General features: G+C 77.0%; 26 protein-coding genes, 1 tRNA gene, 1 pseudogene and 1 riboswitch. Of the genes and pseudogenes, 17 read left to right on the top strand and 11 right to left on the bottom strand.

Translation table 11 applies throughout. The features are described 5' to 3' along the window. Positions 1-70 precede the first annotated feature (70 nt). Together E9565_RS11965 and E9565_RS11960 are read left to right on the top strand one after the other, a co-directional pair. Positions 71-775: an LppX_LprAFG lipoprotein gene (locus E9565_RS11965; protein WP_236826316.1), complete on the top strand. Its 705-nt coding sequence runs from the start codon at positions 71-73 to the stop codon at positions 773-775. Continuing rightward, the gene (locus E9565_RS11960) at positions 744-2,489 is read left to right on the top strand and encodes an MFS transporter (protein ID WP_236835226.1); all 1,746 of its coding nucleotides are present in this window, start codon (positions 744-746) and stop codon (positions 2,487-2,489) included. Before E9565_RS11965 ends, E9565_RS11960 begins: the two co-directional genes overlap by 32 nt. Here the strand turns inward: E9565_RS11960 and E9565_RS11955 are convergent. Together E9565_RS11955 and E9565_RS11950 are read right to left on the bottom strand one after the other, a co-directional pair. After that, positions 2,467-2,643 carry a hypothetical protein gene (locus tag E9565_RS11955; RefSeq protein ID WP_236826318.1) on the bottom strand — a complete coding sequence of 59 codons (177 nt, stop codon included), beginning with the start codon at positions 2,641-2,643 and terminating at the stop codon, positions 2,467-2,469. The two genes, E9565_RS11960 and E9565_RS11955, sit on opposite strands and share 23 nt — an antisense overlap. Positions 2,644-2,755: 112 nt before the next feature. Further along, positions 2,756-2,989, bottom strand: coding sequence for a helix-turn-helix domain-containing protein (locus E9565_RS11950; RefSeq protein ID WP_236826319.1), 234 nt, complete (start codon positions 2,987-2,989; stop codon positions 2,756-2,758). Between the two features lie 63 nt (positions 2,990-3,052). Beyond that, positions 3,053-3,118: riboswitch (guanidine-III (ykkC-III) riboswitch) on the top strand. An 11-nt stretch (positions 3,119-3,129) separates the two neighbouring features. On the opposite strand from E9565_RS11950, the gene E9565_RS11945 reads away from it, so the two are divergent. Further along, entirely contained in the window at positions 3,130-3,444 is a 315-nt protein-coding gene (locus E9565_RS11945; protein WP_236826320.1) for a multidrug efflux SMR transporter, read from the top strand. Positions 3,445-3,507: 63 nt separating this feature from the next. On the opposite strand, the gene E9565_RS11940 is transcribed toward E9565_RS11945, so the two are convergent. From E9565_RS11940 to E9565_RS11925, 4 genes are all read right to left on the bottom strand, one after another. Beyond that, the gene (locus E9565_RS11940) at positions 3,508-4,473 is read right to left on the bottom strand and encodes a zinc-binding dehydrogenase (RefSeq protein WP_236826321.1); all 966 of its coding nucleotides are present in this window, start codon (positions 4,471-4,473) and stop codon (positions 3,508-3,510) included. A 58-nt stretch (positions 4,474-4,531) separates the two neighbouring features. Further along, on the bottom strand, positions 4,532-5,125 hold the full coding sequence (locus E9565_RS11935) for a hypothetical protein (RefSeq protein WP_236826322.1): 594 nt from the start codon (positions 5,123-5,125) through the stop codon (positions 4,532-4,534). Positions 5,126-5,353: 228 nt separating this feature from the next. Beyond that, a complete protein-coding gene (gene selD / locus E9565_RS11930) occupies positions 5,354-6,361 on the bottom strand; it encodes a selenide, water dikinase SelD (protein ID WP_236835224.1) in 1,008 nt (335 codons plus the stop codon). A 10-nt stretch (positions 6,362-6,371) separates the two neighbouring features. Beyond that, on the bottom strand, positions 6,372-6,959 hold the full coding sequence (locus tag E9565_RS11925) for a YafY family protein (RefSeq protein ID WP_236826324.1): 588 nt from the start codon (positions 6,957-6,959) through the stop codon (positions 6,372-6,374). Between the two features lie 53 nt (positions 6,960-7,012). Here E9565_RS11925 and E9565_RS11920 point away from each other — a divergent pair. From E9565_RS11920 to E9565_RS11905, 4 genes are all read left to right on the top strand, one after another. Then, a tRNA-OTHER gene (locus E9565_RS11920) sits at positions 7,013-7,108 on the top strand. A gap of 30 nt (positions 7,109-7,138) precedes the next feature. Beyond that, the gene (gene selA / locus E9565_RS11915) at positions 7,139-8,455 is read left to right on the top strand and encodes an L-seryl-tRNA(Sec) selenium transferase (RefSeq protein ID WP_236826325.1); all 1,317 of its coding nucleotides are present in this window, start codon (positions 7,139-7,141) and stop codon (positions 8,453-8,455) included. After that, positions 8,446-10,191: a selenocysteine-specific translation elongation factor gene (gene selB / locus E9565_RS23255; RefSeq protein ID WP_236835221.1), complete on the top strand. Its 1,746-nt coding sequence runs from the start codon at positions 8,446-8,448 to the stop codon at positions 10,189-10,191. Before selA ends, selB begins: the two co-directional genes overlap by 10 nt. A 160-nt stretch (positions 10,192-10,351) precedes the next feature. After that, on the top strand, positions 10,352-10,726 hold the full coding sequence (locus tag E9565_RS11905) for a PH domain-containing protein (RefSeq protein ID WP_236835218.1): 375 nt from the start codon (positions 10,352-10,354) through the stop codon (positions 10,724-10,726). A 143-nt stretch (positions 10,727-10,869) separates the two neighbouring features. Here E9565_RS11905 and E9565_RS11900 read toward each other — a convergent pair whose 3' ends face one another. Beyond that, on the bottom strand, positions 10,870-11,658 hold the full coding sequence (locus E9565_RS11900; protein WP_236835217.1) for an enoyl-CoA hydratase-related protein: 789 nt from the start codon (positions 11,656-11,658) through the stop codon (positions 10,870-10,872). 49 nt (positions 11,659-11,707) lie between these two features. On the opposite strand from E9565_RS11900, the gene hemW reads away from it, so the two are divergent. The 7 genes from hemW to E9565_RS23250 all read left to right on the top strand — a co-directional run bounded on the left by hemW (position 11,708) and on the right by E9565_RS23250 (position 17,194). After that, entirely contained in the window at positions 11,708-12,946 is a 1,239-nt protein-coding gene (gene hemW / locus E9565_RS11895; protein WP_236826329.1) for a radical SAM family heme chaperone HemW, read from the top strand. 181 nt (positions 12,947-13,127) lie between these two features. After that, entirely contained in the window at positions 13,128-13,283 is a 156-nt protein-coding gene (locus E9565_RS11890) for a hypothetical protein (RefSeq protein WP_236826330.1), read from the top strand. A gap of 89 nt (positions 13,284-13,372) precedes the next feature. Further along, on the top strand, positions 13,373-13,687 hold the full coding sequence (locus tag E9565_RS11885) for a TraR/DksA C4-type zinc finger protein (protein WP_236826331.1): 315 nt from the start codon (positions 13,373-13,375) through the stop codon (positions 13,685-13,687). 105 nt (positions 13,688-13,792) lie between these two features. After that, positions 13,793-14,716 carry an ATP-binding cassette domain-containing protein gene (locus E9565_RS11880; protein WP_236835215.1) on the top strand — a complete coding sequence of 308 codons (924 nt, stop codon included), beginning with the start codon at positions 13,793-13,795 and terminating at the stop codon, positions 14,714-14,716. Further along, on the top strand, positions 14,713-15,459 hold the full coding sequence (locus E9565_RS11875; protein WP_236835213.1) for an ABC transporter permease: 747 nt from the start codon (positions 14,713-14,715) through the stop codon (positions 15,457-15,459). The genes E9565_RS11880 and E9565_RS11875 overlap by 4 nt, the downstream gene beginning before the upstream one ends. 20 nt (positions 15,460-15,479) lie before the next feature. Further along, the gene (locus tag E9565_RS11870; protein ID WP_236826335.1) at positions 15,480-16,592 is read left to right on the top strand and encodes a sensor histidine kinase; all 1,113 of its coding nucleotides are present in this window, start codon (positions 15,480-15,482) and stop codon (positions 16,590-16,592) included. After that, the gene (locus E9565_RS23250) at positions 16,589-17,194 is read left to right on the top strand and encodes a response regulator transcription factor (protein ID WP_236826336.1); all 606 of its coding nucleotides are present in this window, start codon (positions 16,589-16,591) and stop codon (positions 17,192-17,194) included. Before E9565_RS11870 ends, E9565_RS23250 begins: the two co-directional genes overlap by 4 nt. A 90-nt stretch (positions 17,195-17,284) precedes the next feature. Here the strand turns inward: E9565_RS23250 and E9565_RS11860 are convergent. Then, positions 17,285-17,575: pseudogene (locus tag E9565_RS11860) on the bottom strand (type II toxin-antitoxin system VapB family antitoxin); the annotation flags it as partial. 267 nt (positions 17,576-17,842) lie between these two features. On the opposite strand from E9565_RS11860, the gene hrcA reads away from it, so the two are divergent. Genes hrcA through E9565_RS11845 form a run of 3 tightly spaced genes read left to right on the top strand, consistent with a single transcriptional unit; the run spans position 17,843 to position 20,765 of the window. Continuing rightward, positions 17,843-18,865, top strand: coding sequence for a heat-inducible transcriptional repressor HrcA (gene hrcA / locus E9565_RS11855; protein ID WP_236826337.1), 1,023 nt, complete (start codon positions 17,843-17,845; stop codon positions 18,863-18,865). A 16-nt stretch (positions 18,866-18,881) separates the two neighbouring features. Beyond that, positions 18,882-20,012 (top strand): molecular chaperone DnaJ, encoded by a 1,131-nt coding sequence (dnaJ, locus tag E9565_RS11850; RefSeq protein WP_236826338.1) that lies wholly within the window; start codon positions 18,882-18,884, stop codon positions 20,010-20,012. Positions 20,013-20,015: 3 nt separating this feature from the next. Further along, positions 20,016-20,765 carry a 16S rRNA (uracil(1498)-N(3))-methyltransferase gene (locus E9565_RS11845; protein WP_236826339.1) on the top strand — a complete coding sequence of 250 codons (750 nt, stop codon included), beginning with the start codon at positions 20,016-20,018 and terminating at the stop codon, positions 20,763-20,765. A gap of 114 nt (positions 20,766-20,879) precedes the next feature. On the opposite strand, the gene E9565_RS11840 is transcribed toward E9565_RS11845, so the two are convergent. From E9565_RS11840 to E9565_RS11830, 3 genes are all read right to left on the bottom strand, one after another. Next, positions 20,880-22,490 carry an ABC transporter permease gene (locus E9565_RS11840; RefSeq protein WP_236835211.1) on the bottom strand — a complete coding sequence of 537 codons (1,611 nt, stop codon included), beginning with the start codon at positions 22,488-22,490 and terminating at the stop codon, positions 20,880-20,882. Beyond that, a complete protein-coding gene (locus E9565_RS11835; RefSeq protein WP_236826341.1) occupies positions 22,487-23,167 on the bottom strand; it encodes a phosphonate ABC transporter ATP-binding protein in 681 nt (226 codons plus the stop codon). Before E9565_RS11835 ends, E9565_RS11840 begins: the two co-directional genes overlap by 4 nt. Before the next feature lie 62 nt (positions 23,168-23,229). Continuing rightward, positions 23,230-24,192: putative selenate ABC transporter substrate-binding protein (locus E9565_RS11830; RefSeq protein WP_255725998.1), on the bottom strand; the 963-nt coding region annotated here is incomplete at its 5' end.

Raw genomic sequence — 24,192 nt, 5'->3', positions numbered from 1 at the left:
GCGGTGTGACCCCGGCGCGCTAGTGTCCGCCGCGACGGCCGGGGGAGTCCCGCCGCGACGGGAGGACGTCATGCTGCTGCGCCGGACGGGCGCGCCGCTGCTGGCGCTGGCCCTGCTGGCCGGCCCCGTGCTCGCCGCCTGCGGCTCCGAGGAGCCCGCCGAGTCGGCGACCGCCCTGCTCGCGCGGGCCAAGCAGACCCTCGATGGGGCGGAGACCGTGCACTTCGTGCTGGGCAGCGAGGGGGCGCCGAGCACCGGCACCGTGCTGGTGGGCGGGGAGGGCGACATGGCCCGCCCGGCATCCTTCGACGGCACGCTGCAGGTGCTGGCGGCCGGGGCGAGCCTCGACCTGGAGGTCGTGTCGGTCGGCGGCACCGTCTACGCGCAGCTGCCCTTCACCAGCGGCTTCAGCGTCATCGACCCGGCGCAGTTCGGCATCGGCGACCCCGGCGCCCTGCTCGACCCGGAGACCGGCATCTCGCAGCTGCTCGTCGAGGCGGAGGGCGCCGAGCTGGGGGAGGAGCGCCGGGTGGAGGGCGCGGTGGTCCGTGAGGTCACCGCCGAGCTGCCCGGTGACCTGGTGCAGCAGCTCCTCACCAGCCAGGACCCGGAGCAGCCGGTGCAGGCCCGGTTCTCCGTCGCCACCGACAGCGGCGAGCTGCGCCGCGCCGAGCTGACCGGCCCGTTCTTCGAGGCCGGTACCGACGCCACCTACATCCTCGAGCTCAGCGACTTCGGGGCCGATGTCGAGATCAGCGCACCGGCCACCGGCTGAGCCCGGCGCCCGGGCGGTCCCGGGTCTCGCCGCGATCGTCCTCGCCACCCTCGCCGTGCTCGTCACGGCGGCCGACACCTACGTCGTCGTCCTCGCCCTCCCCGACATCCTCACCGGCGTCGGGGTGGGGCTGGACGAGCTGCAGAGGGCGACGCCCATCGTCGGCGGCTTCCTGCTCGGGTACACCGCGACGCTGCCGCTGCTGGGCCGGCTGGCCGACCTGCGCGGGCGGGCCCCGGTGCTCGTCGGCTGCCTGCTGCTGTTCGCCCTCGGCTCGCTGCTGACGGCGACGGCGGAGACGCTCGGCCCGGCCGTCGCCGGGCGCGGTCTGCAGGGCATCGGCGCGGGCGGGCTGGTGCCGGCCACGCTGGCGCTGGTCGCCGACCGGTGGTCACCCGAGCGCCGGGCGGTCCCGCTCGGCGTGGTGGGCGCCGTGCAGGAGGCCGGCGCGGTGCTCGGTCCGCTGGCGGGTGCCGCCGTGCTCGCGGTGGCGGACTGGCGCGCCATCTTCTGGCTCAACCTGCTGCTCGGGGTGGCGCTGGCGGTGGGCGTCGTCGTCACCGGGCGGGTCCGCCGGCCCGACCCGGTCGGGCTCGGGCTCGCCGCGCTCACGGTCCTCGCGCTGGGGCTGCTGCTGGCCGAGCCGCCCGCGCTGGCCGAGGACGTCACCCTCGGCCTGCTCTGGGTCCCGCTGCTGGACCGATCGGCGTGGACGGGGCCCCTGCTGCTGGTCACCGTCGTGCTGGGGGTGCTCCTGGTCGCGCGCAGCCTGGCGCAGCCTGCGGGCGCGGTGCTGCCGCTGGGCGGGCTCGGCCGGCTGGCGCGGGAGGTGGACGTCGTCGGCTCGCTGCTCGCCGTCGTCGCGCTCGGCGCCCTGGTGTGGGCTTTCGCCGCCGCCGACCCGGCCCGCGAGGTGGTCGCCCACGGGTGGGTGCTGCTGCCGCTGGCCGCCCTCGCCGGCGTCCTGTTCGTGCTGCACGAGCGGCGCGCCGCCGCACCGGTGCTGCCGCTCGCCGCGCTCCGGCCGGTGGGGGCGTGGGGGGCGCTGGTGGTGAACCTCTTCGTGGGCGCCGCCCTGGTCGCCGCGCTCGTCGACGTCCCCCTGTTCGCGCGCGCGACCACGACGCCGGGCGACCAGCTCGGTGCGGCCCTGGTGCTCCTGCGGCTGCTGGTCGCCGTGCCGGTCGGGGCGGTGACCGGGGGCTGGCTGTGCCGGGTGGTCGCCCCCCGCGTCGTCGCCGGCGCCGGGATGGCCCTGGCGGCGGCCGCCTTCGCCGCGATGACGGGGTGGGACGAGCGGTCGCTGGACGGGGCGTGGTCGACCGCCGTCCTGGTCGCGGCGGGGCTCGGGTTCGGCCTCGCGATCGCGCCGGTCAACGCGGTGCTGCTGGCCGTCACCCCGCCGCGGGTGCACGGGAGCGCCAGCTCGCTGGCCGTCGTGGCCCGGACCGTCGGCATGCTGGCCGGCTTGTCGCTGCTGACGGCCGTGGCGCTGCGCCGGTTCACGGCCGAGGTGGCGGCCATCGGCAGCCCCGTGGAGCTGTGCCCCGCGAGCCCGGCCGACTGCCCGGCGTACGACGCCGCCACCGAGGCGGCGGTGCTGACCCAGCTGCACACCGTCTTCGCCGGAGCCGCGGTCGCGGCCGCGCTGGCCGCGGCGGCCGCCCTGCTCCTGCTGCGCGGCGCGCCGGTCAGGAGTCCAGCGCGAGCCTGAGGTCGTCGCGCAGCGCCGGGACGTCCGCGCCGCGGTCGTGCAGCACTCCATGGCCAGCCCCCTGCCCCTCGCGGATCGGGCCGAGTGCGATGTGCCCGTCGGTGAGGGTGCGCGACTCGGGGGCGAGAGCCTCGCGCTGCGCGAGCCCCAGCACCTTTTCTGGCCCGCGGGGCGAAGGGGATGTGCCCGCCGGGTGAGCTGCCTCGTGGGCCGTCGAGCGCGCCGGGTCCGGACTCCTCTCGACCCGGCCCCGGGCGGCGTCCAGGTCAGTCCCTCCGTCGGAGCGGCCCGCGACCGCCCGCGTGCTTCTTGTGCACCGCCTGGCGGCTGACGCCCAGCTCCTGCGCGATCTGCTCCCACGTCCAGCCCAGGTCGCGGGCGTTGCCGACCTGGAGCGCCTCGAGCCGCTCGACGAGGACCCGCAGGGAGCGCACCGCGGCGAGCCCCACCGCCGGGTCCTCGCTGCCGGCCGCCGTGGCCACCTGCGCCGCGTCCGCCACGGCTGTCGACCCAAGGTGCGCGCGGCCCCGATGTCAACCGCAATTGACACGTGCGATGGTGGAGGGGAGCCGCCTTCCCGGCTCCCGGACGAGCGGTGCCGTACCCGGTGTGCGACAAGACGGCGCCAGAGGGGCCCGCGATGTCGTGGTTGGTGCTGGTGCTGTCCGGGGTGCTGGAGGCGGTGTGGGCGGCGGCGCTCGACCGGTCCCACGGGTTCACCCGGCTGGTGCCCTCGGTGGTCTTCGGTGTCGCCCTGGTCGCGAGCATGGGCGGGCTCGCCTTCGCCATGCGCGAGCTGCCGCTGGGCACCGCCTACGCGGTGTGGGTGGGCATCGGCGCGGTGCTGACCGTCGCCTACGCGATGGTCACCGGCGTGGAGCCGGTGTCACTGGTGCGGGTGCTGCTGCTGGCCGGCATCGTCGGCTGCGTCGTCGGCCTCAAGATCGTGCACTGACGGTGGGCGCCGGCGCGCGGTTCCCCGCTGGGAACTGCGCGCCCGCGCACACCGCCGCCCGCCTCAGAGGGTGAAGACGATCTTCCCGTTGGTGCGGCCCTCGAGCATCCGCGCGAAGCCCTCCCGGGCGTCGGCCAGCGGCAGCTCGACGTCGATCTGCGGGCGGACGCCGGTGACGGCGCACATCCGGATCAGTGCCTCGAGCTCGGACTTCGTCCCCATCGTGGAGCCGATGACCGACAGCTGGGTGAAGAAGACCCGGTTGAGCTCCGCCCCGGGGTTGAAGCCGGTGGTGGCGCCGGAGGTGACGAGCACGCCGCCGGGCTTGAGCGACTTGATGCTGTGGCCCCAGGTCGCCTCGCCGACGGTCTCCATCACGCCGTCGACCCGCTCGGGCAGCCGCGCGCCGCTCTCGAAGGCCTGCTCGGCGCCGAGCGCCAGCGCCGCGGCCCGCTTCTCCTCGCTGCGGCCGGTGACCCAGATGCGGTAGCCGGCGGCGCGGCCGAGCACGATGAGCGCCGTCGCCACCCCGCCGCTGGCGCCCTGCACCAGGACGGTCTGCCCCGGCCGCAGCCCGGACTTCACGAACAGCATCCGGTAGGCGGTCAGCCAGGCGGTGGGCAGGCAGGCGGCCTCGGCGAAGGAGAGCTCGGCCGGCTTGGGCAGCAGGTTGCGCCGGGGGACGGCGACCTTCTCCGCCATCGAGCCCTGGTGCACCTCCGACAGCAGCGACCGCTTCGGGTCGAGGGTCTCGTCGCCCATCCAGTCGGGCGTGGAGATGACGCCGTGGACGACGACCTCGTTGCCGTCCTCGTCGATCCCCGCGGCGTCGGTGCCGAGGATCATCGGCATCCGCTCGGCGGGCAGCCCGATGCCCTGGAGGCTGAACAGGTCGTGGTGGTTGAGCGACACCGCCTTGACCTGGATCGTCGTCCAGCCGTCGGGCGCCTCGGGCTCGGGGCGCTCCCCGATCTCCAGCACGGAGAGCGGATCCTTCGGGGCAGGGGTGGAGACGAAGGCAGCCAGCATGATCGGGACGCTATGACATGCCCGAGCCGAGGGCGACACGGACACCCGGCCGGCTGCGTCAGCCGCAGACCACCCGTTGCTGGCGCAGTTCGCTCTCCGCGGGGTCGACGTTGACCAGCCGGCCCACCGCGACGTCGGGCACCACCAGGCGGACCCCACCGGCGACCCGGGCGGCGCGGACGTCGAGGTGCTCGGTGCACTCGCCCCGGTCGAAGACGTGCCGCGTCACCGGCCCGGTCCCGTGCCAGGCCATGCCCACGACCGCGTAGCCCTCCCGGTCGGGCAGGCCGACGGGGGAGGAGCAGATGAGGGGCAGGACTCCGCCCGCGCCCGCGGAGCGCAGCCCGTCGAGCCGGGCCCGCACCCGGGCCTCGGTGGTGCACTCGTAGAGGACGCCCTCGCCACCGCCGCCGGGCAGCGGGCCGCCCACGAAGAAGTCGGTGACCCCGAACGCCGGTTCGGCCGGCGGGTCGAAGACCTCCAGGACGGCGTGCAGGGTGCGACCGTTGCGGGGGTCGGTGCCGTCGAGCCCGCTGCTGGCGAAGCCGATCCGCTCCTCGGTCCCGGCCGCGGCCGGTCCCGGCGTCATCAGCCCCGCCGCGGCCGCCAGCAGCAGAACGCCCAGCCCCCGACGCGACCTCGACGCCCTCATCCCGGTCCTCCTCGCATGCCGGGCCCGGCTTCTCGGCGCCCGTCGTGCGCGGGAGCGTGGCAGCGGCGGCCCCGTCGTGCCAGGCCCGCCGGCGCGCCCGGCCCACCGGCGGCGGCGCGTCGCGCGGGACTCGCCGCGGCTGCCCCAGCGGGCGAGTTCCGGTCCCCTCTGCGCCCCGACGACGGACCACAGGGCCGCTCGTTGCCCGCTGCGATGCTCCCGGGGCTGTCAGCGGACGACGACGACGTGCTCCCCGCGCGGCACGAACTCGCCGATGACCGGGGCGCCCGGTACCTCGCCGCCCAGCAGCAGCCCGCCGGAGGTCTGCGCGTCGGCCAGCAGCAGCGCCTCGTCCTCGTCCACCGCGGCGAGGTCGACGTGCGGGCGCACCCAGTCGAGGTTGCGGCGCGTGCCCCCGGAGACGAAGCCCGCGGCCAGCGCCTCCCGCGCACCGGTCAGGTACGGGACGGCAGCGGCGTCGACGACGGCGGTGACCCCGCTGGCCCGCGCCATCTTGTAGAGGTGGCCGAGCAGGCCGAAGCCGGTGACGTCGGTGCCCGCGCGGATCCCGGCGGCGACCGCGGCCCGCCCCGCCTCCCGGTTGAGCGCGGTCATCGCGGCGACGGCCTCCTCCGACACCTCGCCGGTGGCCTTCATGCGGCTGTTGAGCACCCCCACCCCGAGGGGCTTGGTCAGGGTGAGCGGTGTGCCGGCCCTGGCCCCTGAGTTGGTGATCAGCCGGTCGACGTCGACCACGCCGGTGACCGCCATGCCGTACTTGGGCTCGGGGTCGTCGATGGAGTGCCCGCCGCCCACGTGGCAGCCGGCCTCCTGGGCCACCTCGAGGCCACCGCGCAGCACCTCGGCGGCGAGCTCGGCGGGCAGCAGGTCGCGGGGCCAGCCGAGCAGGTTCACGGCGACCACCGGGGTGCCGCCCATCGCGTAGACGTCGGACAGCGCGTTCGCCGCGGCGATCCGGCCGAAGGTGTACGCGTCGTCGACGACCGGGGTGAAGAAATCGGTGGTGAGCACGAGGCCCTGCCCGCCGGCGATGCGGACCACCGCCGCGTCGTCGCCGTCGTCCAGCCCCACGACCAGCTCGGCGGCCGGGTCGGCCGGCCCCTGCGCGGTCAACCCGGCCACGACCGCCTCGAGCTCGCCGGGCGGGATCTTGCAGGCGCACCCCCCGCCGTGGGCGTACTGGGTGAGCCGGATGCGCGCGGGTGCGGTGGTCACGGACCCGAATCTAGGCCCGGCCACCGCGGAGCACCCGGAGCCGGGGTGGCCCGGGCAGCGGGGGAGGTGCCGCCCGGGGCAGCTTCCGCCCGGCGGGGTGCCCGGCCGAGGGCGGGGCCGCCACACCGGTCAGGTCGCGCCGCGGCGCCGGCTCCCCGGTGACCTCGGCGGCGCCGATCCGGTCGGCCCGGAACCAGCGCAGCTCGTGGCGCTCCCGGCACCAGGCCAGGAGGAACTCGTGCGCGCCGGCGCGGACCAGCAGCTGCGGCTCCACGGCCCGCTCCGACGAGCGGCCCTCGCGATCGCGGTACCCGAGCACCAGGACCCGCTGCTCGCCGAGCCCCTGCTCCACGCGGCGGCGCACCTCGGCGTCGAGCGCCGCCTCGGCGGCCAGGCGCCGGCTGCTCGCCAGCAGCCGCGCCCGCTGGGCCGGATCCGGCTCCAGCGCCCCCAGCACCTTCTCCAGCGCGGTCCGGCCGGCGGCCGCGTACGGGCCCTCGGGGTGGGCGGCCAGCGCGGCGGCGACGGCGGCCGCCTCCTCGGGCGTGAGGGCGACCGGCGGCAGCGTGGCGGGGGTGCGGTGCTCGGTGCGGTTCACGCCGCGGATGGTGGCAGCGACCTCCGACAGTTCCACCCCGTAGGCTCACCCGCGGAGGCGTCAGGGTGTCTGGTGGCCCCCGCGGCCTCTAAAGCCGACGTGGCCGAGCATCTCGGCCAGGCGGGTTCGATTCCCGTCCGCCTCCGCCAGCCCCCGCCCCGCACCTACGCTGCGGGGCGATGACGACCGACCAGCGCCGCCAGGTGCCCCGGACCGACACGCTCCTCGCCGACCCCCGGCTGGCCGGGGCCGGCGAGCGGCTGGGACGCGTCCTGGTCAAGGCTGCCGTGCAGCGTGTCCAGCAGCGGATCCGGGTGGGCGAGCTCGCACCCGAGGACGCCGTCGACGCCGTCCTCGCCGACCTCCCGCCCGTGGCCGGCAGCCTGCGCCCCGTGCTCAACGCGACCGGCGTGGTCGTGCACACGAACCTCGGCCGCGCGCCGCTCTCGGCGGCCGCGGTCGAGGCGGTGCTGGCGGCGAGCGGCACCACCGACGTCGAGCTGGACCTGCGCACCGGCCGCCGCGGCCCGCGGGGGGAGGCGGCGATCGCGGCCCTGCTGGAGGCGGTCCCCGCGGCAGAGGCCGCGCTGGTGGTGAACAACTGCGCCGCCGCGCTCGCACTGGTGGCCACCGCGCTGGGGCAGGGTCGCGAGCTGGTGCTCGCCCGGGGGGAGCTGGTGGAGATCGGCGACGGCTTCCGCATCCCCGAGCTGCTCGAGAGCACCGGCGCCCGGCTGCGCGAGGTCGGCACCACCAACCGGGTCGCGCTCGCCGACTACCGCGACGCGCTGGGCCCGGCCACCGGCGCGGTCCTCAAGGTGCACCCGTCGAACTTCGTCGTGCGCGGGTTCACGCGGGCGGTCGAGGTCGGCGAGCTCGCGCCGGCGCTGCGGGGCACCGGCGTGCCGCTGGTCGCCGACGTGGGCTCCGGCCTGCTCCGGCCGCACCCGGTGCTCCCCGACGAGCCCGACCTGCAGACGACGCTCGCCGCGGGCGCGGACCTCGTGCTGGCCAGCGGCGACAAGCTCCTCGGCGGCCCCCAGGCGGGGCTCGTGCTCGGCCGGGCGGAGCTCGTGCAGCGGCTGCGCCGCCACCCGCTCTACCGGGCCTTCCGGGTGGACAAGACGACGCTGGCCGCGCTGGAGGCGACGCTGCGCGGGCCGCTGCCGCCGGTGCAGCGGATGCTCGCGGCCGACGTCGCCGGCCTGCGGGAGCGGGCGCGTGCGCTGGCCGCCCGGCTCGTCGCCGCCGGCGTGGCGGCCGCCGCGGTGGACGCCGACTCGCGCGTGGGCGGGGGAGGGGCGCCCGAGCACCCGCTGCCCGGCGCCGCCGTCTCGCTGCCGCCGGAGTTCGCCGAGCCGCTGCGGCTGGGCGGGACCCCGGTCGTCGGCTACGTCGAGGACGGCCGCACGCTGCTGAACCTGCGCAGCGTCCCGCCGGACGCCGACGACTCCCTCGCCGACGCCGTGCTGGAGGTGGCGCGCCGGTGGACGTGATCGCGACGGCCGGCCACGTCGACCACGGCAAGTCCGCGCTCGTGCGGGCGCTCACCGGCATGGAGCCCGACCGGTGGGCCGAGGAGCGCCGCCGCGGGCTCACCATCGACCTGGGCTTCGCGTGGACCACGCTGCCCTCGGGGCGCCGGCTCGCGGTGGTCGACGTCCCCGGGCACGAGCGCTTCGTCGGCAACATGCTCGCCGGCGTCGGCTCGGTGCCGGCCGCGCTGGTGGTCGTCGCGGCCGACGACGGCTGGTCGGCGCAGACCGCCGAGCACGTGGGCGTCCTGGACGCGCTGGGGGTGCGGCACGCGGTGCTCGCCGTCACCAAGACGGACCTCGCCGACCCGGCACCGGTGCTCGCCGACGTGCGCGAGCGGCTCGCCGCGACGTCGATGGGTGAGGTGACCGGCATCGCGGTCAGCGCGGTGACCGGGCAGGGCGTGCCCGAGCTGACCGCGGCGCTGGAGCACCTGCTCGGCGGGCTGCCCGCTCCGGACCCGGGCGGGCCCGTGCGGCTGTGGATCGACCGCGCCTTCACCATCAAGGGCGCCGGCACCGTGGTCACCGGCACGCTCGCCGCCGGCGCCGTCGCGGCCGGCGACCGGTTCGTCCTGGGCGGCCGCGAGGTGACCGTGCGCGGTGTGCAGTCCCTCGGTGAGCCGGTGGAGCGGGCCGAGGCCACCGCGCGGGTGGCGCTCAACCTGCGCGGCGTCGCCGTCGAGGAGCTGGCCCGGGGCGACGCGCTGCTCACGCCCGGGGCCTTCCGGCTGACCGACGTCGTCGACGTGACCCTGACGGCGGTGCCCGACGACCGGCTGCCCGCCGGCCCGGTCGTGCACGTCGGCTCGGCCACCGTGGGTGCCCGGCTGCGCCCGCTCGACGGCGCGGCGGTGCGCCTGCGCCTGGCCTCGCCGCTGCCGCTGCGGATCGGTGACCGGCTGCTGCTGCGCGACCCGGGGGCCCGGCGGGTGCTCGGCGCCGACGTGCGCGACGTCGACCCGCCCGAGCTGCGGCGCCGGGGTGCCGCGCGCCGGCGGGCCGCCGAGCTCGTCGCCCAGCCGGACGGGGCGGACGGCGCCTCCGCCGCCCTGGCCCGACGCCGCATCGTGCGCGCCGCCGACTTCGCCGCGATGGGCTGGCCGGTCCCGGCCGGGGCGACGCGGCACGGGCCGTGGTTGCTGGCCGCCGGGCTCGCCGACGAGCTGGCCGCCCGGGTGCCCGAGATCGTGACGCGCTACCGGCGCCTCCGGCCGCTGGAGCCCGGGCCGCCGGCCGAGGTGGTGCGGCGGGCGCTGGACGTGCCCGACGCGGAGCTGGTGCCGGCGCTCGTCCGCGAACCGCTGGTGCTGCGCGAGGGCCGGGTCGTCGACGGTGCGGCCGAGCTGCCGGCGGAGGTGCAGCGGGCGGTCGACGCCGTCCGCGCGCGGCTCACCGCCGACCCCTTCGCGGCGCCGGAGGCCCCGGAGCTGGTGGCTGCCGGGCTGGGCAGCCGGGAGCTCGCCGCCGCGGTGCGCAGCGGGCAGCTGGTGCGCGTGGGCGAGGGCGTCTACCTGGCGCCCGGTGTCGAGGCGGTGGCGCGGGAGCGGCTGGCGGCGGTGCCGCAGCCGTTCACGCTCAGCCAGGCCCGCCAGGCGTGGGGCACCAGCCGCCGGGTCGCCGTCCCGCTCATGGAGTGGCTGGACGGCCGGGGCGTCACCCAGCGGCTGCCCGACAACACCCGCCGCCTCCGGTAGGTGCACCTCGGCCGGGCTCTGCCTCTGGGTGCCAGGGAACTCAGAGGCGGAGCGTCCGGGGACGGAGGCCTCGGCCCGCTGCGTGAACCGCCTCCACCAGCACCGGCACCGACCGGCGTGTGACCCGGACCCGCGCCCCACGGCGGCCTACCGTGCCCCGGTGATCGACTTCTCCAACGGTTCCGTCTTCAAGCTCAACGTCGCCAACCCCCAGGACATCGGCCCGGCTGTGGCGCCGCTGCTCATCCACGGTGAGCAGATCGTGGCCTGCTTCAAGGCCGTCCGTGACTTCGTGGTCTTCACCGACAAGCGGCTCATCGCCGTCAACGTGCAGGGGATGACCGGCAAGAAGCGTGACTTCACCTCGCTGCCCTACAGCAAGGTGCAGGCCTTCTCGATCGAGACGGCCGGCACGTTCGACCTCGATGCCGAACTGGACCTCTGGTTCAGCGGTCTCGGCAAGGTGCGCCTGGAGTTCAAGGGCGACGCCGACATCCGGCGGCTCGGCCAGATGATCGCGACCTACGTCCTCTGACGGTCCCGCGCCCGGCGACCTCGTGCCCTGCCCGCCACCCTGGGCAGGGCACGAGCGCTGCGGGGGCCGGCCCGCTCCTGCCGAACCCACCGGTGTGCGACCTGCCTGCAGTCGTGCTGTGCCCACCCGGGGAGGGCAGAGCCCTACCGGCCCGGGATCGGGTCGTCCGCGGCCGGCACCCAGCGGGCGGGGCGCTTCTCGCGGAACGCCGCGATCCCCTCCTGGCCCTCCTCGCCGGCGAAGAAGCGCGCCGAGAGGTCGAGCAGCGGCTCGAAGGAGAGCCCCGGCTGGCGCGCCCGCAGCAGCCGCTTGGTCTCGGCGAGGGCGGCCGGGGCGCCGGCGGTCAGGGCGGTGAGCTGCCCGGCGAGCACCACGTCGAGGTCGTCGTCGTCGGCCACCAGGTCGACCAGCCCGCCGGCGGCGGCGGTCGCGGCGTCGAAGACCTCCCCGCTGAGCATCAGCCGGTGCGCCACGTGCGTCGTCATCCGCGGCAGGACGACGGCGGAGATCACCGCCGGCACCAGGCCCAGGCGCACCTCGGAGAAACCGAAGGTGGCCGAGGACGCCGCGACGACGACGTCGCAGGCGGCCAGCAACCCGACCCCGCCGGCGCGGGCCGGGCCGCGCACCACCGCGACGACGGGCTTGGGCGCCGACCACAGCAGCTCCAGCAGCTCCGGGAACTCCCGCACCCCCTGGCTCTCCGACGGGCCGCCGGCGGCCTCGGAGAGGTCCATCCCCGAGCAGAAGACCCGGCCGGTGTGGTCGAGGACGACCACCCGCACCGCGTCGTCGGCCAGCGCGTCGGCCAGCGCCTCCCGCAGCTGCGCCCGCATCGCGCGGGAGAGCGCGTTGCGGTTGGCGGGGGAGTCCAGCGTCAGGGTGGCGACGCCGCGCGAGAGGGACACCTGCAGCACTCGGTCGGAGGTCACGCCCGGCATCCTGCCGCCCCCGCGGGCCGGCGCGGCACACTGGGAGCAGATGAACACCGTCCTGCCGCTGATCGACGACGCCGGCCCGCTCCCCGGTTCGCCCGGCCCCGACCGGCTCCCCGCCGGCGCCCGCGAGGGGCTCGCGACCACGCCGTTCGGCCTCTACGTGCACGTCCCCTTCTGCGCGACCCGCTGCGGCTACTGCGACTTCAACACCTACACCTCCGAGGAGCTCGGGCCGGGCGCCAACCGCAGCCAGTACGCCGGCACCGCGATCGCCGAGCTGCAGCGCGCCGCCCGCACCCTCGGCCCGGACCTCCCGACGGTGTCGACCGTGTTCGTCGGCGGGGGCACGCCCACGCTGCTGCCCGCGGACGACCTCGCCGCGGTGCTCGCCGCCGTCCGGGCGCTCTTCCCCGTCGCCGACGACGTCGAGGTGACCACCGAGGCCAACCCCGAGACGGTGTCCCCGGCGTCGCTGGCCCGGCTGCGCGAGGCCGGTTTCACCCGCGTGAGCCTCGGCATGCAGTCGGCCGCAGCGCACGTGCTCGCCGCCCTGGACCGGCGGCACACCCCCGGCCGCGCGGTCGAGGCGGCGCACGAGGCCCGCGCGGCCGGCTTCGAGCACGTCAACCTCGACCTGATCTACGGCACGCCGGGGGAGACCGACGCCGACTGGGCGGCCTCGCTCGCCGCCGTCCTGGCCTCGCCGGTCGACCACGTCAGCGCCTACGCCCTCATCGTGGAGGAGGGCACCAAGCTCGCCCGCCGGGTGAAGCGCGGGGAGCTGCCCATGCCCGACGACGACGTGCTCGCCGACCGGTACGAGCAGGCCGACGCGACCCTGCGCCGCGCCGGCTTCGAGTGGTACGAGGTGTCCAACTGGGCCACCTCCGCGGCAGCGCGCTGCCGGCACAACGAGCTGTACTGGGCCAACGCGAACTGGTGGGGGGTCGGGCCGGGCGCGCACAGCCACGTCGGTGGTGTGCGCTGGTGGAACGTCAAGCACCCCGCGGCCTACGCCGACCGGCTGGCCCGCGGCGAGAGCCCGGCGCAGGACGCCGAGGTGCTCGACGACGCCGACCGGGCCCTCGAGGCGGTGATGCTCGGGCTGCGCCTGCGCGACGGGCTGCCGCTGAGCGCCCTCACCGCCTCCGGGCGGACCCGGGCCGCGGCGGCCGTCGCCGGCGGGCTGCTCGAGCCCGGTGCCCACGCCGCGGGGCGCGCCGTGCTGACCGACCGCGGCCGGCTGCTCGCCGACGCGGTCGTCCGCGACCTCACCGATTGAGGGAGGACCCCGTCCCCTCATCCCGCGCGAGCCCGGGACGAGCCACGGGGACGGGGCCGATCGAGGGTTCCCGGGGAGCGGCTGCGGAACCGATCACCCGAAAGGGTGCGATGCGAGACGCGATCGTCGGTTATGGTGCCCGTTCCGGCAACGAGGCCGGGTGGCACGGAGGGGGGCGTCGGTGTCCGCACCAGCAGCGCACCCCTCCGTGCACCCGCCCTTCACCCTGTCCGGCGGTGCGCGGCTCGCCCTCGCGATGAACCGCCGCGCCCGCGGCCTCCGGGGCCTCGACGTCCTCCGCCGCAGCCAGGACCGCGCCCCGCCGCGCCGCTCCTGACCCGCCCGCCGGGTCACGACCGCCCGTCCCCGACGCGCCACCGACCCGGTGACCGCGTCCTCCAGCGTTCCCCCGAAGGAGATGCACGCATGTCCGCCAGCATCGACGACCCGACCGCCGCCCCGGCCGACCGCTTCCGCCTCCTCCTGGAGGAGCAGCGCGCCGAGGCCGTCCAGCAGCGCGAGGAGGCGCTCGCCGAGTGCGCCACCTCGGTGCCCGACCCGGTCGCCCAGCGCCGCAGCGCCGACCTGCAGCGCACCATCGAGGAGATCGACGCCGCGCTGGCCCGCATCGAGGACGGCAGCTACGGCCGCTGCACCGGCTGCGGCACCGCGATCCCGGAGGAGCGGCTGGAGCTGCGCCCGTTCGCGCGCACCTGCGTCGCCTGCACCCCCGCCGCCTGAGCCTCGTCACCTGAGCCTGTCGCCGGCCGCGTCTGACGGATGTCAGACGCGGCCGGCGACGTCCGGCACTACTCCGGCAGGCGGCCCGCGGAGCAGGCTCGGCGCATGCCTCCCGCACCCGCCCTCGACATCCGCGGGCTCACCGTCCGCTACGGCGACGCGGTCGCCGTCGACTCCCTCGACCTGACCATCCCGCGCGGTCAGACCGTCGCCCTGCTCGGGCCCAACGGGGCCGGCAAGTCCACCACGGTGAACGCCGTCCTCGGCCTGCTCGACCCCGCGGCCGGCGAGGTGCGGGTGCTCGGCCGCACCCCGCGCGACGCCGTCCGGGCCGGGAGCATCGGGGCGATGCTGCAGCACGGCGGCCTGCCCACCGAGACCCGCGTCGGCGAGGTGCTGCACCTGGTGCGGCGGAGCTTCGGGCGGGCGGCGGGGGAGGGCACCTGGCCGCTCGGGGACCTGGTCGCGACCGCCGGCATCGACGGCCTGCTCGACCGGCCGGTGGAGGCGCTCTCCGGCGGGCAGCGCCAGCGCGTGCTGCTGGCTCTGGCGCTCGTCGGCGCTCCGCCGCTGCTGCTCCTGGACGAGCCGACCTCGGCCATGGACGTCGAGGCCCGCCGTGCCTTCTGGACCACGATGCGCGGCCTGGCCGGGCGCGGGCACACCGTCGTCTTCGCCACCCACCACCTCGACGAGGCCGACGCCGTCGCCGACCGGGTGGTGGTCGTGGCCGGTGGCCGCGTCGTCGCCGACGGCACGGCGGCCGAGATCAAGGCCGGCGCCGGCGGGCGCACGGTCTCCTTCACCGCCGCCCCCGCGCGGCGGTTCGACGACGTCCCCGGGGTCAGCGCGGTGACCTGGCAGGGCAGCACCGTCCGGCTGGCGACCACGGACGCCGACGCCACCCTGCGCACCCTGCTCGCCGACGGCGGGCTGCCCGACCTCGAGGTGCGCGGCGCCTCCCTCGAGGACGCCGTCCTCTCCCTGCTCCCCGCCCGCCGGCAGACCTCGATCGGAGCGACCCGGTGAACCCGCTCCTCGCCTTCCAGCTGCGCCGGGTGGCGCGCAACAAGCAGTTCGTCTTCTTCACCGTGCTGCTGCCGGCGCTGTTCACGATCTTCCTGACCAGGATCATCGGCGGGCAGATGCCGGGGATGGCCGAGCGTCAGGAGATCTCGGCGTCGATCATGGTCTCGATGATGGCCTACGGGGCCATCGGGGCCTCCCTGGGCGCGACCATCCGCATCTCGTTCGACCGCGCCTCCGGCTGGCTGCGCCAGCTCCGGGTCACGCCGGTGCCGCAGACGCAGGTGTTCGCCGTCGACGTCGTCGTCGGCGTGCTGCTGGCCCTGCCGAGCCTGCTGGTGGTCGCGTTCGTCGGGCGGGTCGTCAACGGGGTGCAGCTGCCCGCCGAAACCTGGCTGGCGCTGCTGGCGGTCCTGTGGGCCGGGTCCGCGGCCTTCGTGGCGCTGGGGCTGCTGGTCGGGCTGGCGCTGGACGAGAAGGCCGCCGGGGGGGCGATCGGCATCCTGGGCGTCGTGCTGGCGGCCCTCGGCGGGCTGTGGTGGCCGGTGGAGATGCTGCCCGAGGCGATGCGCGGGCTGGCCTACACGCTGCCCTCCTACTGGTACGCCGAGCTCGGCCGCGGCGTGGCCACCGGGGGCTGGCCGGCGGCCGGGGCGGTCCTGGCGATGGCCGGCTTCACGGCCGCCTTCGGGTTCGTGGCGGTCTCCGTCGCGCGGAAGCGGCCGCTGCACGCGGTCGCGGGCTGAGCCCGGCTACCGTGCGCGTCGTGGGCCCTCCGAACCGCTGGCAGCGCCTGGGTTGGGCCGTGCCCTGGCTGCTGTTCCAGGTCTTCCCGGTCGCCGACCTGCTCAGCACGCCCCGGCCGCTGCCGGTCCAGCTGGTGGCGGCCGGGGGCCTGGTCGCCTTCACCGTCGTCTACCTGGGCATCTTCGAGGGCGCCTTCGGCGAGCGCCGCGACTGGCCCCGCGTGCCGCTGGCGGTCGTCGCCGTCCTCGGCGTCGGGCTGGCCGTCTGGCTGGGTCCCGCCTGGGCGGGGCTGCTGATCTACGTCTCCGCCGCGGCCTCGGTCGGGCTGCCCCAGCGGTGGGTCTGGCCGGCGGTCCTGGGCGCCGGCGGCGTCTGCGCCGGGGTGCTGGCCGCCCACGGCGTCCTGGGTGAGGTCTTCATCCTGCCGGTGATGTGCCTGCTCACCGCGTTCGCGCTCCGCGGGATGCGGCAGCTGATCTCGGTGAACGGCGAGCTGGTGGAGGCCCGCGAGGAGCTGGCCCGCAACGCCGTCGCCGAGGAGCGGCTGCGGTTCGCCCGCGACCTGCACGACCTGCTCGGGCACAGCCTGTCCCTGATCGCGCTCAAGAGCGAGCTGGCCGGGCGGCTGGCCGAGCGCGACCCGGCGCGCGCCCGCCAGGAGATGGCCGACGTCGAGGCGGCGGCGCGGCGGGCGCTCGCCGAGGTGCGCGACGCCGTGAGCGGCTACCGCCAGGTGAACCTCGCCCAGGCGCTGGCCGAGGCGCGCTCCGCGCTGTCGGCGGCCGGCATCGCGCTCCGGGCCCCGGCGCCGGGGCGGCCGCTGCCCGGCCCCGTGGACGCCGTGCTCGGCTGGGTGGTGCGCGAGGCGACGACGAACGTGCTGCGGCACAGCGGGGCCCGGTCGGTGACGGTGACCCTGCGGACCGCGGAGGACGCCGCCGAGCTGACCGTCGCCGACGACGGCCGCGGCGGGGAGGCCCCGGCCGGCGCCGGGCTGTCCGGGCTCGCCGAGCGCGTCGCCGCCGTGGGGGGCCGGCTGGACCACGGCCCGGGGGAGGGTGCCGGCTTCCGGCTCACCGCGTCGGTGCCGCTGACCAGCCCGGTCGCGGCCTCGCCGGTGGCGGCGTCGTGATCCGGGTGCTCATCGCCGAGGACCAGACGATGGTCCGCGGGGCGCTCCGGGCGCTGCTGGAGCTGGAGGACGACATCGAGGTGGTGGCCGAGGTGGGGCGGGGCGACGCCGTGGTGGCGGCCGCCGTCGAGCACCGTCCCGACGTGGCGCTGCTGGACATCGAGATGCCCGGTGCCGACGGCCTGACCGCGGCCCGGGAGCTGGCCACCGCGCTGCCGGGGTGCCGCGCCGTCATCCTCACCACGTTCGGGCGGCCGGGTTTCCTGCGGCGGGCCATGGAGGTCGGCGCCGCCGGGTTTCTGGTCAAGGACGCGCCGGTGAGCGAGCTCGCCCAGGGCATCCGGGCCGTCATGGCCGGGGAGCGGGTCATCGACCGCGACCTGGCCGCCGCGGCGCTGGCGATCGGGGCGACGCCGCTGTCGGCGCGGGAGGCGGACGTGCTGCGGGCCGCGGCCGACGGCGCGACCGTGGCCGACATCGCCGGCCGGCTCTTCCTGTCCGAGGGGACCGTGCGCAACTACCTCTCCTCCGCGATCGGCAAGACCGGCGCCCGCACCCGGGTGGAGGCGGCCCGCGTCGCGGAGGAGAAGGGCTGGCTGTAGCCGTCAGCGGCCGCGCGGGCCGGGGACCGGGGGCTGCGCGGGCAGGGAGGCGGTGCTCGGCCCCTCGGGTGCCCGCACCGGGGGGAGCGCGTCGAGGTCGAGCACCCGCACGTGGATGACGTTGCGCTGCTGCAGCGCCGCCCGCAGCGCCCGGTGCAGCCCGTCCTCCAGGTAGAGCTCCCCGTGCCACTGGACCGCGTGCGGGAAGAGGTCGCCGTAGAAGGTCGAGTCGTCGGCGAGCAGCGCGTCGAGGGCCAGTTCGCGCTTGGTGGTGGTGAGCGTGTCCAGCCGGACCTGGCGCGGGGGGATCATCGCCCAGTCGCGCGCGGAGAGCCCGTGGTCGGGGTAGGGGCGCCCGTTGCGCACGCCTTTGAAGATCAGGGGACCGACCTCCCGCTCTCCGCCCCCGGCCAGGGGCACCGACCGGTCCCACCCTAGCCGCCGGGACGACGCCGCGCCCCGATCCGGCCGGTCCCTCCCGGCGCTCGCCGCGGGCCCGCGAGCGCCTGAGGCGGACGGCGTCCGAGGCGTATGCTGGCCTGGCACTCTGTCCGTGCGAGTGCCAGACCGGGCACGCCCGGGGCCGGCGGCGGCCTCGCGCCCCGGGGGTGCGGCACGGCACGTCGACCGGTACGGGGAGGTGTCACCGTGGCGCACGACGAACGCCGCCTGGAGGTCCTCCGGGCCATCGTCCAGGACTTCGTCTCCACCAACGACCCGGTGGGCAGCAAGGCCCTCGCCGAGCGGCACGACCTCGGGGTCTCCCCGGCGACCATCCGCAACGACATGGCGGTGCTGGAGGAGCAGGGGTACATCACCCAGCCGCACACCAGCGCCGGCCGGGTGCCCACCGACAAGGGCTACCGGCTCTTCGTCGACCGGCTCTCGGCGGTGAAGCCGCTGTCGTCCGCGGAGCGCCGGGCGATCGAGCGCTTCCTCGACGGCGCCGTCGACCTGCACGACGTGCTCGGCCGCACCGTGCGGCTGCTCGCGCAGCTGACCCGGCAGGTGGCGGTCGTCCAGTACCCGACGTTGTCGCGCAGCGCCGTCCGGCACCTCGAGGTGGTGCAGGTGGCGGTCGGCCGGTTGCTCTTGGTCCTGATCACCGACACCGGCCGGGTCGAGCAGCGCGTCGTCGACTGCCCGCCCGACGTCGACGCCGCCGCCGTCCCCGAGCTGCGGGCGCTGCTGAACTCGGCGTTCGCCGGGGTGAAGCTCGGCGAGGCCGGTGACAAGGTGCCGGGCCTGCTGGAGACCGCGCCGCCGCACCTGCGGGGGCTCGTCGCCGCCGTCAGCGCCACCCTCGTCGAGACCCTCGTCGAGCCCAGCGAGGACCGGCTGGTCATCGGCGGGACGGCGAACCTCGCCCGCGGAGCGGGCACCGACTTCTCCGGGACGCTGCGACCGCTGCTGGAGGCGCTCGAGGAGCAGGTCGTCGTCCTGCGCCTGATGAGCGAGGTCGACGCCGGCACCGTGCTGGTGCGCATCGGCGAGGAGAACGCGCACGAGGCGCTGACGGGGGCCTCGCTGGTCACCGTCGGGTACGGCTCGGGCGACCGCGCGCTCGGTGGCCTCGGGGTCGTCGGGCCGACGCGCATGGACTACCCAGGGAACATGGCCGCGGTGCGAGCCGTGGCCCGCTACGTCGGCCACCTGCTGGCCGAGAGCTGAGGACGAGACTCTTTCGATGGCGACCGACTACTACGGCGTGCTGGGCCTCGCCCAGGGCGCGACCGACCAGGACATCAAGCGCGCCTACCGGCGGCTGGCCCGCGACCTGCACCCGGACGTCAACCCCGACCCGGAGGCCAAGGAGCGCTTCCAGGAGGTCACCCGCGCCTACGAGGCGCTGACCGACCCGGAGAAGCGCCGGATCGTGGACCTCGGCGGGGACCCCTTCGACGCGGGGTCGGGAGGTGCCGGCGGGTTCGGCGGCGCCGGGTTCGGCGGCCTGGGCGACATCATGGACGCCTTCTTCGGCGGTGCGGCCACCCGCGGGCCGCGCAGCCGCACGCGGGCCGGCCGCGACGCGCTCATCCCGGTGGAGCTGGAGCTCGACGAGAGCGTCTTCGGCACCACCAAGGACATCACCGTCGACACCGCCGTCCTCTGCGACGCCTGCACCGGCGCCGGCACCGCGCCCGGCACCCACCCGGCGACCTGCGGCACCTGCTCCGGGCGCGGCGAGGTGCAGAGCGTGCAGCGCGGCTTCCTCGGCCAGGTGGTCTCCAGCCGCACCTGCCCGACCTGCTCGGGCACCGGCCAGGTCATCCCGCAGCCCTGCCCGAAGTGCGGCGGCGACGGCCGGGTGCGGGCCCGCCGCACCCTGTCGGTGAAGGTGCCGGCCGGCGTGGAGGACGGGATGCGCATCCGGCTCACCGGCCAGGGCGAGGTCGGCCCCGGCGGCGGGCCGGCCGGCGACCTCTACGTCGAGGTGCACGAGCGCCCGCACGAGGTGTTCACCCGCGACGGCGAGGACCTGCACTGCCGGGTGACCCTCCCGATGACGGCGGCGGCGCTGGGCACCACGCTGAACCTCAAGACGCTCGACGGCGAGGAGGAGCTGGACATCCGCCCGGGCACCCAGTCGGGCAGCGTGCTCACCCTGCGCGCGCACGGGGCGCCGCGGCTGCGGGCGACCGGGCGCGGCGACCTGCTGGTGCACGTCGAGGTGCAGACGCCGACGCGGCTCGACGGCGAGCAGGAGAAGCTGCTGCGCGAGCTCGCCGCGTTGCGGGGCGAGGACCAGCCCGGCGGCGACCGCGAGGCGCAGGGCGGCCTCTTCTCCCGGGTCCGCGACGCGTTCCACGGGCGCTGACCGGTGACCGAGGCCCCCGAGCTCGACGGCGCCCCGCTGTTCCTGCTCGACCCGCTGCCCGACGACGAGGAGCTGCTCGTCGCCGGGCAGGAGGGCCGGCACGCGGTCGACGTGCTGCGCCTGCAGCCCGGCGAGCGGGTGCACGTGGGGGACGGCGCCGGGACGGTCGCCGAGGGTGAGGTCGTCGCCGCCGGCCCCGCGGGCCTGCGCGTCGCCGTCCGGAACCGGTTCGAGGTGCCCGCGCCCGACCCGGAGTTCGTGCTCGTGCAGGCGCTGCCCAAGGGCGACCGGGGCCCGCTGGCGGTCGACCTGGCCACCGAGCTCGGCGTCGACCGGATCGTGCCGTGGCAGGCCGCCCGCTGCGTGACCCGCTGGCGGGACGACCGGGTGGAGAAGGGCGTCGCGAAGTGGCGGGCCGCGGCCCGGGCGGCGAGCAAGCAGTCGCGCCGGCCGCGGCTGCCGGAGGTCACCGCGCCCATGAGCACCCGCGAGGTCGCGGGCATGCTCGCCGAGGCCGACCTCGCCGTCGTCCTGCACGAGCAGGCCCGTCTGCCGCTGGCCGGGCTCGCGGTGCCGGCCTCGGGGACGGTGGTGGTCGTCGTCGGTCCTGAGGGTGGGCTCTCCGACGGCGAGGTGGTGGCGTTCCGCGCGGCCGGGGCGGAGGCCGTGCGGCTGGGCCCCGAGGTGCTGCGCACCTCCACGGCCGGCGCCGCGGCCCTCGCCGCCCTGTCCGCCCGCACCCGCTGGCTCTGACACTGCGGTCCTCCGGACCGCACCACGGCCACGTGCCGACCCCCTGCTGCGACGAGTGCGTCCGCGGATCCGTGCCGCGGAGCCTCCGGCCCCCGCGCCACGGCCCGCCCTGCCTCAGCGCAGAGCGGCGCGGGCCTGGGCGCCCACCAGGTCGACGGCGACGGTGAGCAGCACGATCGCGATCAGCACCGTGGTGACCGCGGGCCAGTCGAACGACGACGTCGCCGCGGAGAGCAGGACGCCGATCCCGCCGGCGCCCAGCAGGCCGACCAGCACCGTGTCCCGCACGACGACCTCCCACCGGTAGAGCGCCAGCGCCAGCACCGGCCCGGCCAGCGCGGGCGCACCCCCGTACAGCCACCGGGTGGCCGGTGAGGCCCCGGCCGCCCGGAGCGCCTCCGCCGGGCGCCGGTCGGCCTCCTCGACCGCCTCGCCGACCAGCCGGCCCAGCACGCCGAGGGTGTAGACGCCGAGCGCGACCGCCCCGGGCAGCGCTCCCGGGAGCAGGACGAACAGCAGCACCAGCGCCCACACCGGCGGGGGGACGGCGCGCAGCAGGAGCAGCCCGGTGCGGGTAAGCACCCCGAGCGCGGCGCGCCCGCGCCGCACCGGGCGTCCCGGGCGCGCCGCCAGGCCCGCCAGCGCCACCGCCCCCGCGGTCGCGAACGCCACCGCGAGCACCGACATCCGCAGGGTCTCCACCGACGCCCACCACACCGCCGGCAGCAGGTCGCCGTCGGTCGCCGGCGGCCACGCGGCCGAGGCGACCCAGACCACCTGCTCGCGGGTGCGGTCGGAGACCAGCGCGGCGGGGGAGAGCGCCAGGTACCAGACCGCCCAGCCGGCGAGCGCGACGACCGCCAGCACGGCGCCGGTGAGCACCGGGTCCCGCCGCGGCCCGGGTCGCGGTGCGGCGGCGCGGCGGCGCACGGCCCGGCCGGCGACGTCGGCGAGCAGGCACAGCAGGGCCAGCGCGTAGACCGTCGTCCACACCTGCGCCCAGCGCAACGAGGTGAAGGAGAGCGCGAGCTGGTAGCCCAGCCCGCCGGCGCCGATCAGGCCGAGGACGACGGCGGAGCGCACCGCGCACTCCAGCCGGTAGAAGGAGTAGGAGAGCAGCCCACCGGCGGCCGGGGGGAGCAGGCCGTAGAGCGCCGCCGTCCCGCGACCGGCCCCGGCGGCGAGCAGCGCCCGGTACGCCCCGCGCGGGGCCTCGTCGAGCAGGTCGGCGAAGACCTTGGCGGTGATCGCGCCGTAGGGCACGGCGATCGCCAGCACCCCGACCCACGGGTCGAGGCCCAGCACGTTCACCAGCAGCAGGCCCCACACGGCCTCGTGCAGGCCGCGGGGCAGCGCCAGCCCGCCGCGGGTGAGCAGCCAGCCGGTGCGCCGCCGTCCCCACGTCGTGCGGGACGCCGGGACCGCACCCAGCGCACCGATCAGCACGGCCAGCCCGGCGCCGAGCACGGCGTACGCGACGGTGACCAGCGTGGAGCCCGCGACGACCCGGAGGAACTCCGCGCCGAGCTCCGGGCGGACGGCGGCGGCGAGGAAGCGGCCGACCTGCCCGGTGCCGGCCGGGTTGAGCACCGGCCCGGAGAGCAGGCCGCTGCCGGCCAGCGCCCAGCCCAGCAGGGCCAGGGCGCCCAGCCCCCAGGCCCAGCGCCGGCGGTCACGGTCCAGCCGCGGAGCCGGCGGCGCGGGCCGCTCCACGACGGCCGTCACCGGCTCACCCCGTAGAAGCCCTCCAGCGCCGCCACCGTCAGGGCGCGGGCCGGGGCGTCCAGCACCACCCGTCCGGCGGCCAGACCGACGACCCGGTCGCAGTGCCGCAGCGCCAGGGCCGGGTCGTGCAGGCAGGCGAGCAGCGCGCCGCCGCGGCCGGTCGCCAGCTCGCCGAGCAGGCCGAGCGCCTGGTCGGCCAGCGCCGGGTCCAGCGCCGACGCCGGCTCGTCGGCGAGCACGAGCTCGGGCCGCTGCACCAGCAGCCGGGCCAGGGCCACCCGCTGCCGCTGCCCGCCGGAGAGCCGGTCGGTGCGCTCGTACGCCCGGTCGGCCAGCCCCACGCGGGCCAGCGCACCCAGCACGTCGCCGGTGCCCTGCGGCCGGACCAGCGACCAGGCGGCGCGGGCCGCCGACCAGGAGCCCAGCCGCCCGGCGTTGACGTTGTGCACCACGCGCAGCTGCCCGGCGAGCTCCAGGTGCTGGTGGACCGTGCCGGTGCGCGCCCGCAGCCGGCGCAGCTCGCGCCCGCGCAGGGCTGCCGGGTCCTGGCCGAGCACCCGCACCGATCCGGCCGTCGGCGGCACCGAGCCGTTGAGCACCCCGAGCAGCGTCGACTTGCCCGCACCCGAGGCGCCGACGACGGCGACCCGCTCACCCGCGGCCACCGCGAGGTCCACCCCGGCGAGGGCGGGGGTGCCGCCGAAGCGGACCTCGACACCGGTGAGCCGGACGGCCTCGCTCAGCTGACCAGCCCGAGGTCGCGGCCGATCTCCTCGATCTGCCGGTAGTTCGCCGCCTCGGTCGGGATGAAGGAGCCCGCGCCGAACAGCTCGAGCACCTCGGCGTCGTCCGGGTCGTCGGCGGACAGCCCGGTGAACCAGCCGGTGAGCCGCCCGGCCAGGTCGTCGCCGAAGCGCTCGACGGCACCGGGACCGAGCAGCCAGTGGTAGTCGTGGTAGGCCGGGGTGCGGGCGTAGGCGGTCACCGCGGGGTCCACCTCGCCGCCCTCCGACCGGGACCGCCACACCTGCTCGTTGAGCACACCGGCCTGGTAGGTCCCCGAGGCGACGAGGGCGATCGTCGCGTCGTGCGAGCCGGAGAAGCCGGGCCCGCCGGGGAAGCCCTCGGGGTCCACGCCGGCCTCGCGCAGGTGGTAGGCGGGCATGAGCCGCCCGGAGGTCGAGGTCTCGCTGCCGTAGGTGAAGCGCAGCCCGGCCAGCGGGCGCAGGTCGTCGGCCGGCGCGAGCCCGGTGGCGGTGTTGACGACGAAGACCGAGTGGAACTCCTCGTCGATGTCGCGCTGGGCGATCGGGACGGCGCCGCGGGTCTGCAGCCGGGCCTGGACGCCGGTGAGCCCGCCGAACCACACCAGGTCCAGGTCGCCGGTGCGGAACAGCGACACGGCGGCGGCGTAGTCGGTGACCGGCCGGTACCCGGTGTCGAGGCCGAGGGCCGCGGCGAGGGAGTCGGCGACCGTGCCGAACTGCCGCTGCAGGACCTCGGGGTCCTGGTCGGGGATGGCGCCGATGCGCAGCGGGCCGGGCGAACCGGGTGCGGCGGTCGAGGTGCCGGAGCAGCCGGCGAGCACGGCGGCGACGGCGGCACCGGTGCCGGCCAGCAGGGCGCGGCGGGAGAGGAGGGGCAGGAGGGGGTCGGAACCGGGGACGAGGCCACCCGACCGGGCGGCGCGAGCGGTACGCAC

The organism is Blastococcus sp. KM273129, from assembly GCF_021698995.1.
Taxonomy (GTDB): domain Bacteria; phylum Actinomycetota; class Actinomycetes; order Mycobacteriales; family Geodermatophilaceae; genus Blastococcus.
The sequence above is the reverse complement of the archived record's forward strand: the minus strand, read 5'-3'. Positions and strand labels throughout refer to the sequence as shown.

Coding starts and splice junctions, on each gene's coding strand:
- E9565_RS11965 (WP_236826316.1), top strand. CDS start 71: ATGCTGCTGCGCCGGACGGGCGCGCCGCTGCTGGCGCTGGCCCTGCTG.
- E9565_RS11960 (WP_236835226.1), top strand. CDS start 744: ATGTCGAGATCAGCGCACCGGCCACCGGCTGAGCCCGGCGCCCGGGCG.
- E9565_RS11945 (WP_236826320.1), top strand. CDS start 3,130: ATGTCGTGGTTGGTGCTGGTGCTGTCCGGGGTGCTGGAGGCGGTGTGG.
- E9565_RS11940 (WP_236826321.1), bottom strand. CDS start 4,473: ATGCTGGCTGCCTTCGTCTCCACCCCTGCCCCGAAGGATCCGCTCTCC.
- E9565_RS11935 (WP_236826322.1), bottom strand. CDS start 5,125: ATGAGGGCGTCGAGGTCGCGTCGGGGGCTGGGCGTTCTGCTGCTGGCG.
- selA (WP_236826325.1), top strand. CDS start 7,139: ATGACGACCGACCAGCGCCGCCAGGTGCCCCGGACCGACACGCTCCTC.
- hemW (WP_236826329.1), top strand. CDS start 11,708: ATGAACACCGTCCTGCCGCTGATCGACGACGCCGGCCCGCTCCCCGGT.
- E9565_RS11885 (WP_236826331.1), top strand. CDS start 13,373: ATGTCCGCCAGCATCGACGACCCGACCGCCGCCCCGGCCGACCGCTTC.
- E9565_RS11880 (WP_236835215.1), top strand. CDS start 13,793: ATGCCTCCCGCACCCGCCCTCGACATCCGCGGGCTCACCGTCCGCTAC.
- dnaJ (WP_236826338.1), top strand. CDS start 18,882: ATGGCGACCGACTACTACGGCGTGCTGGGCCTCGCCCAGGGCGCGACC.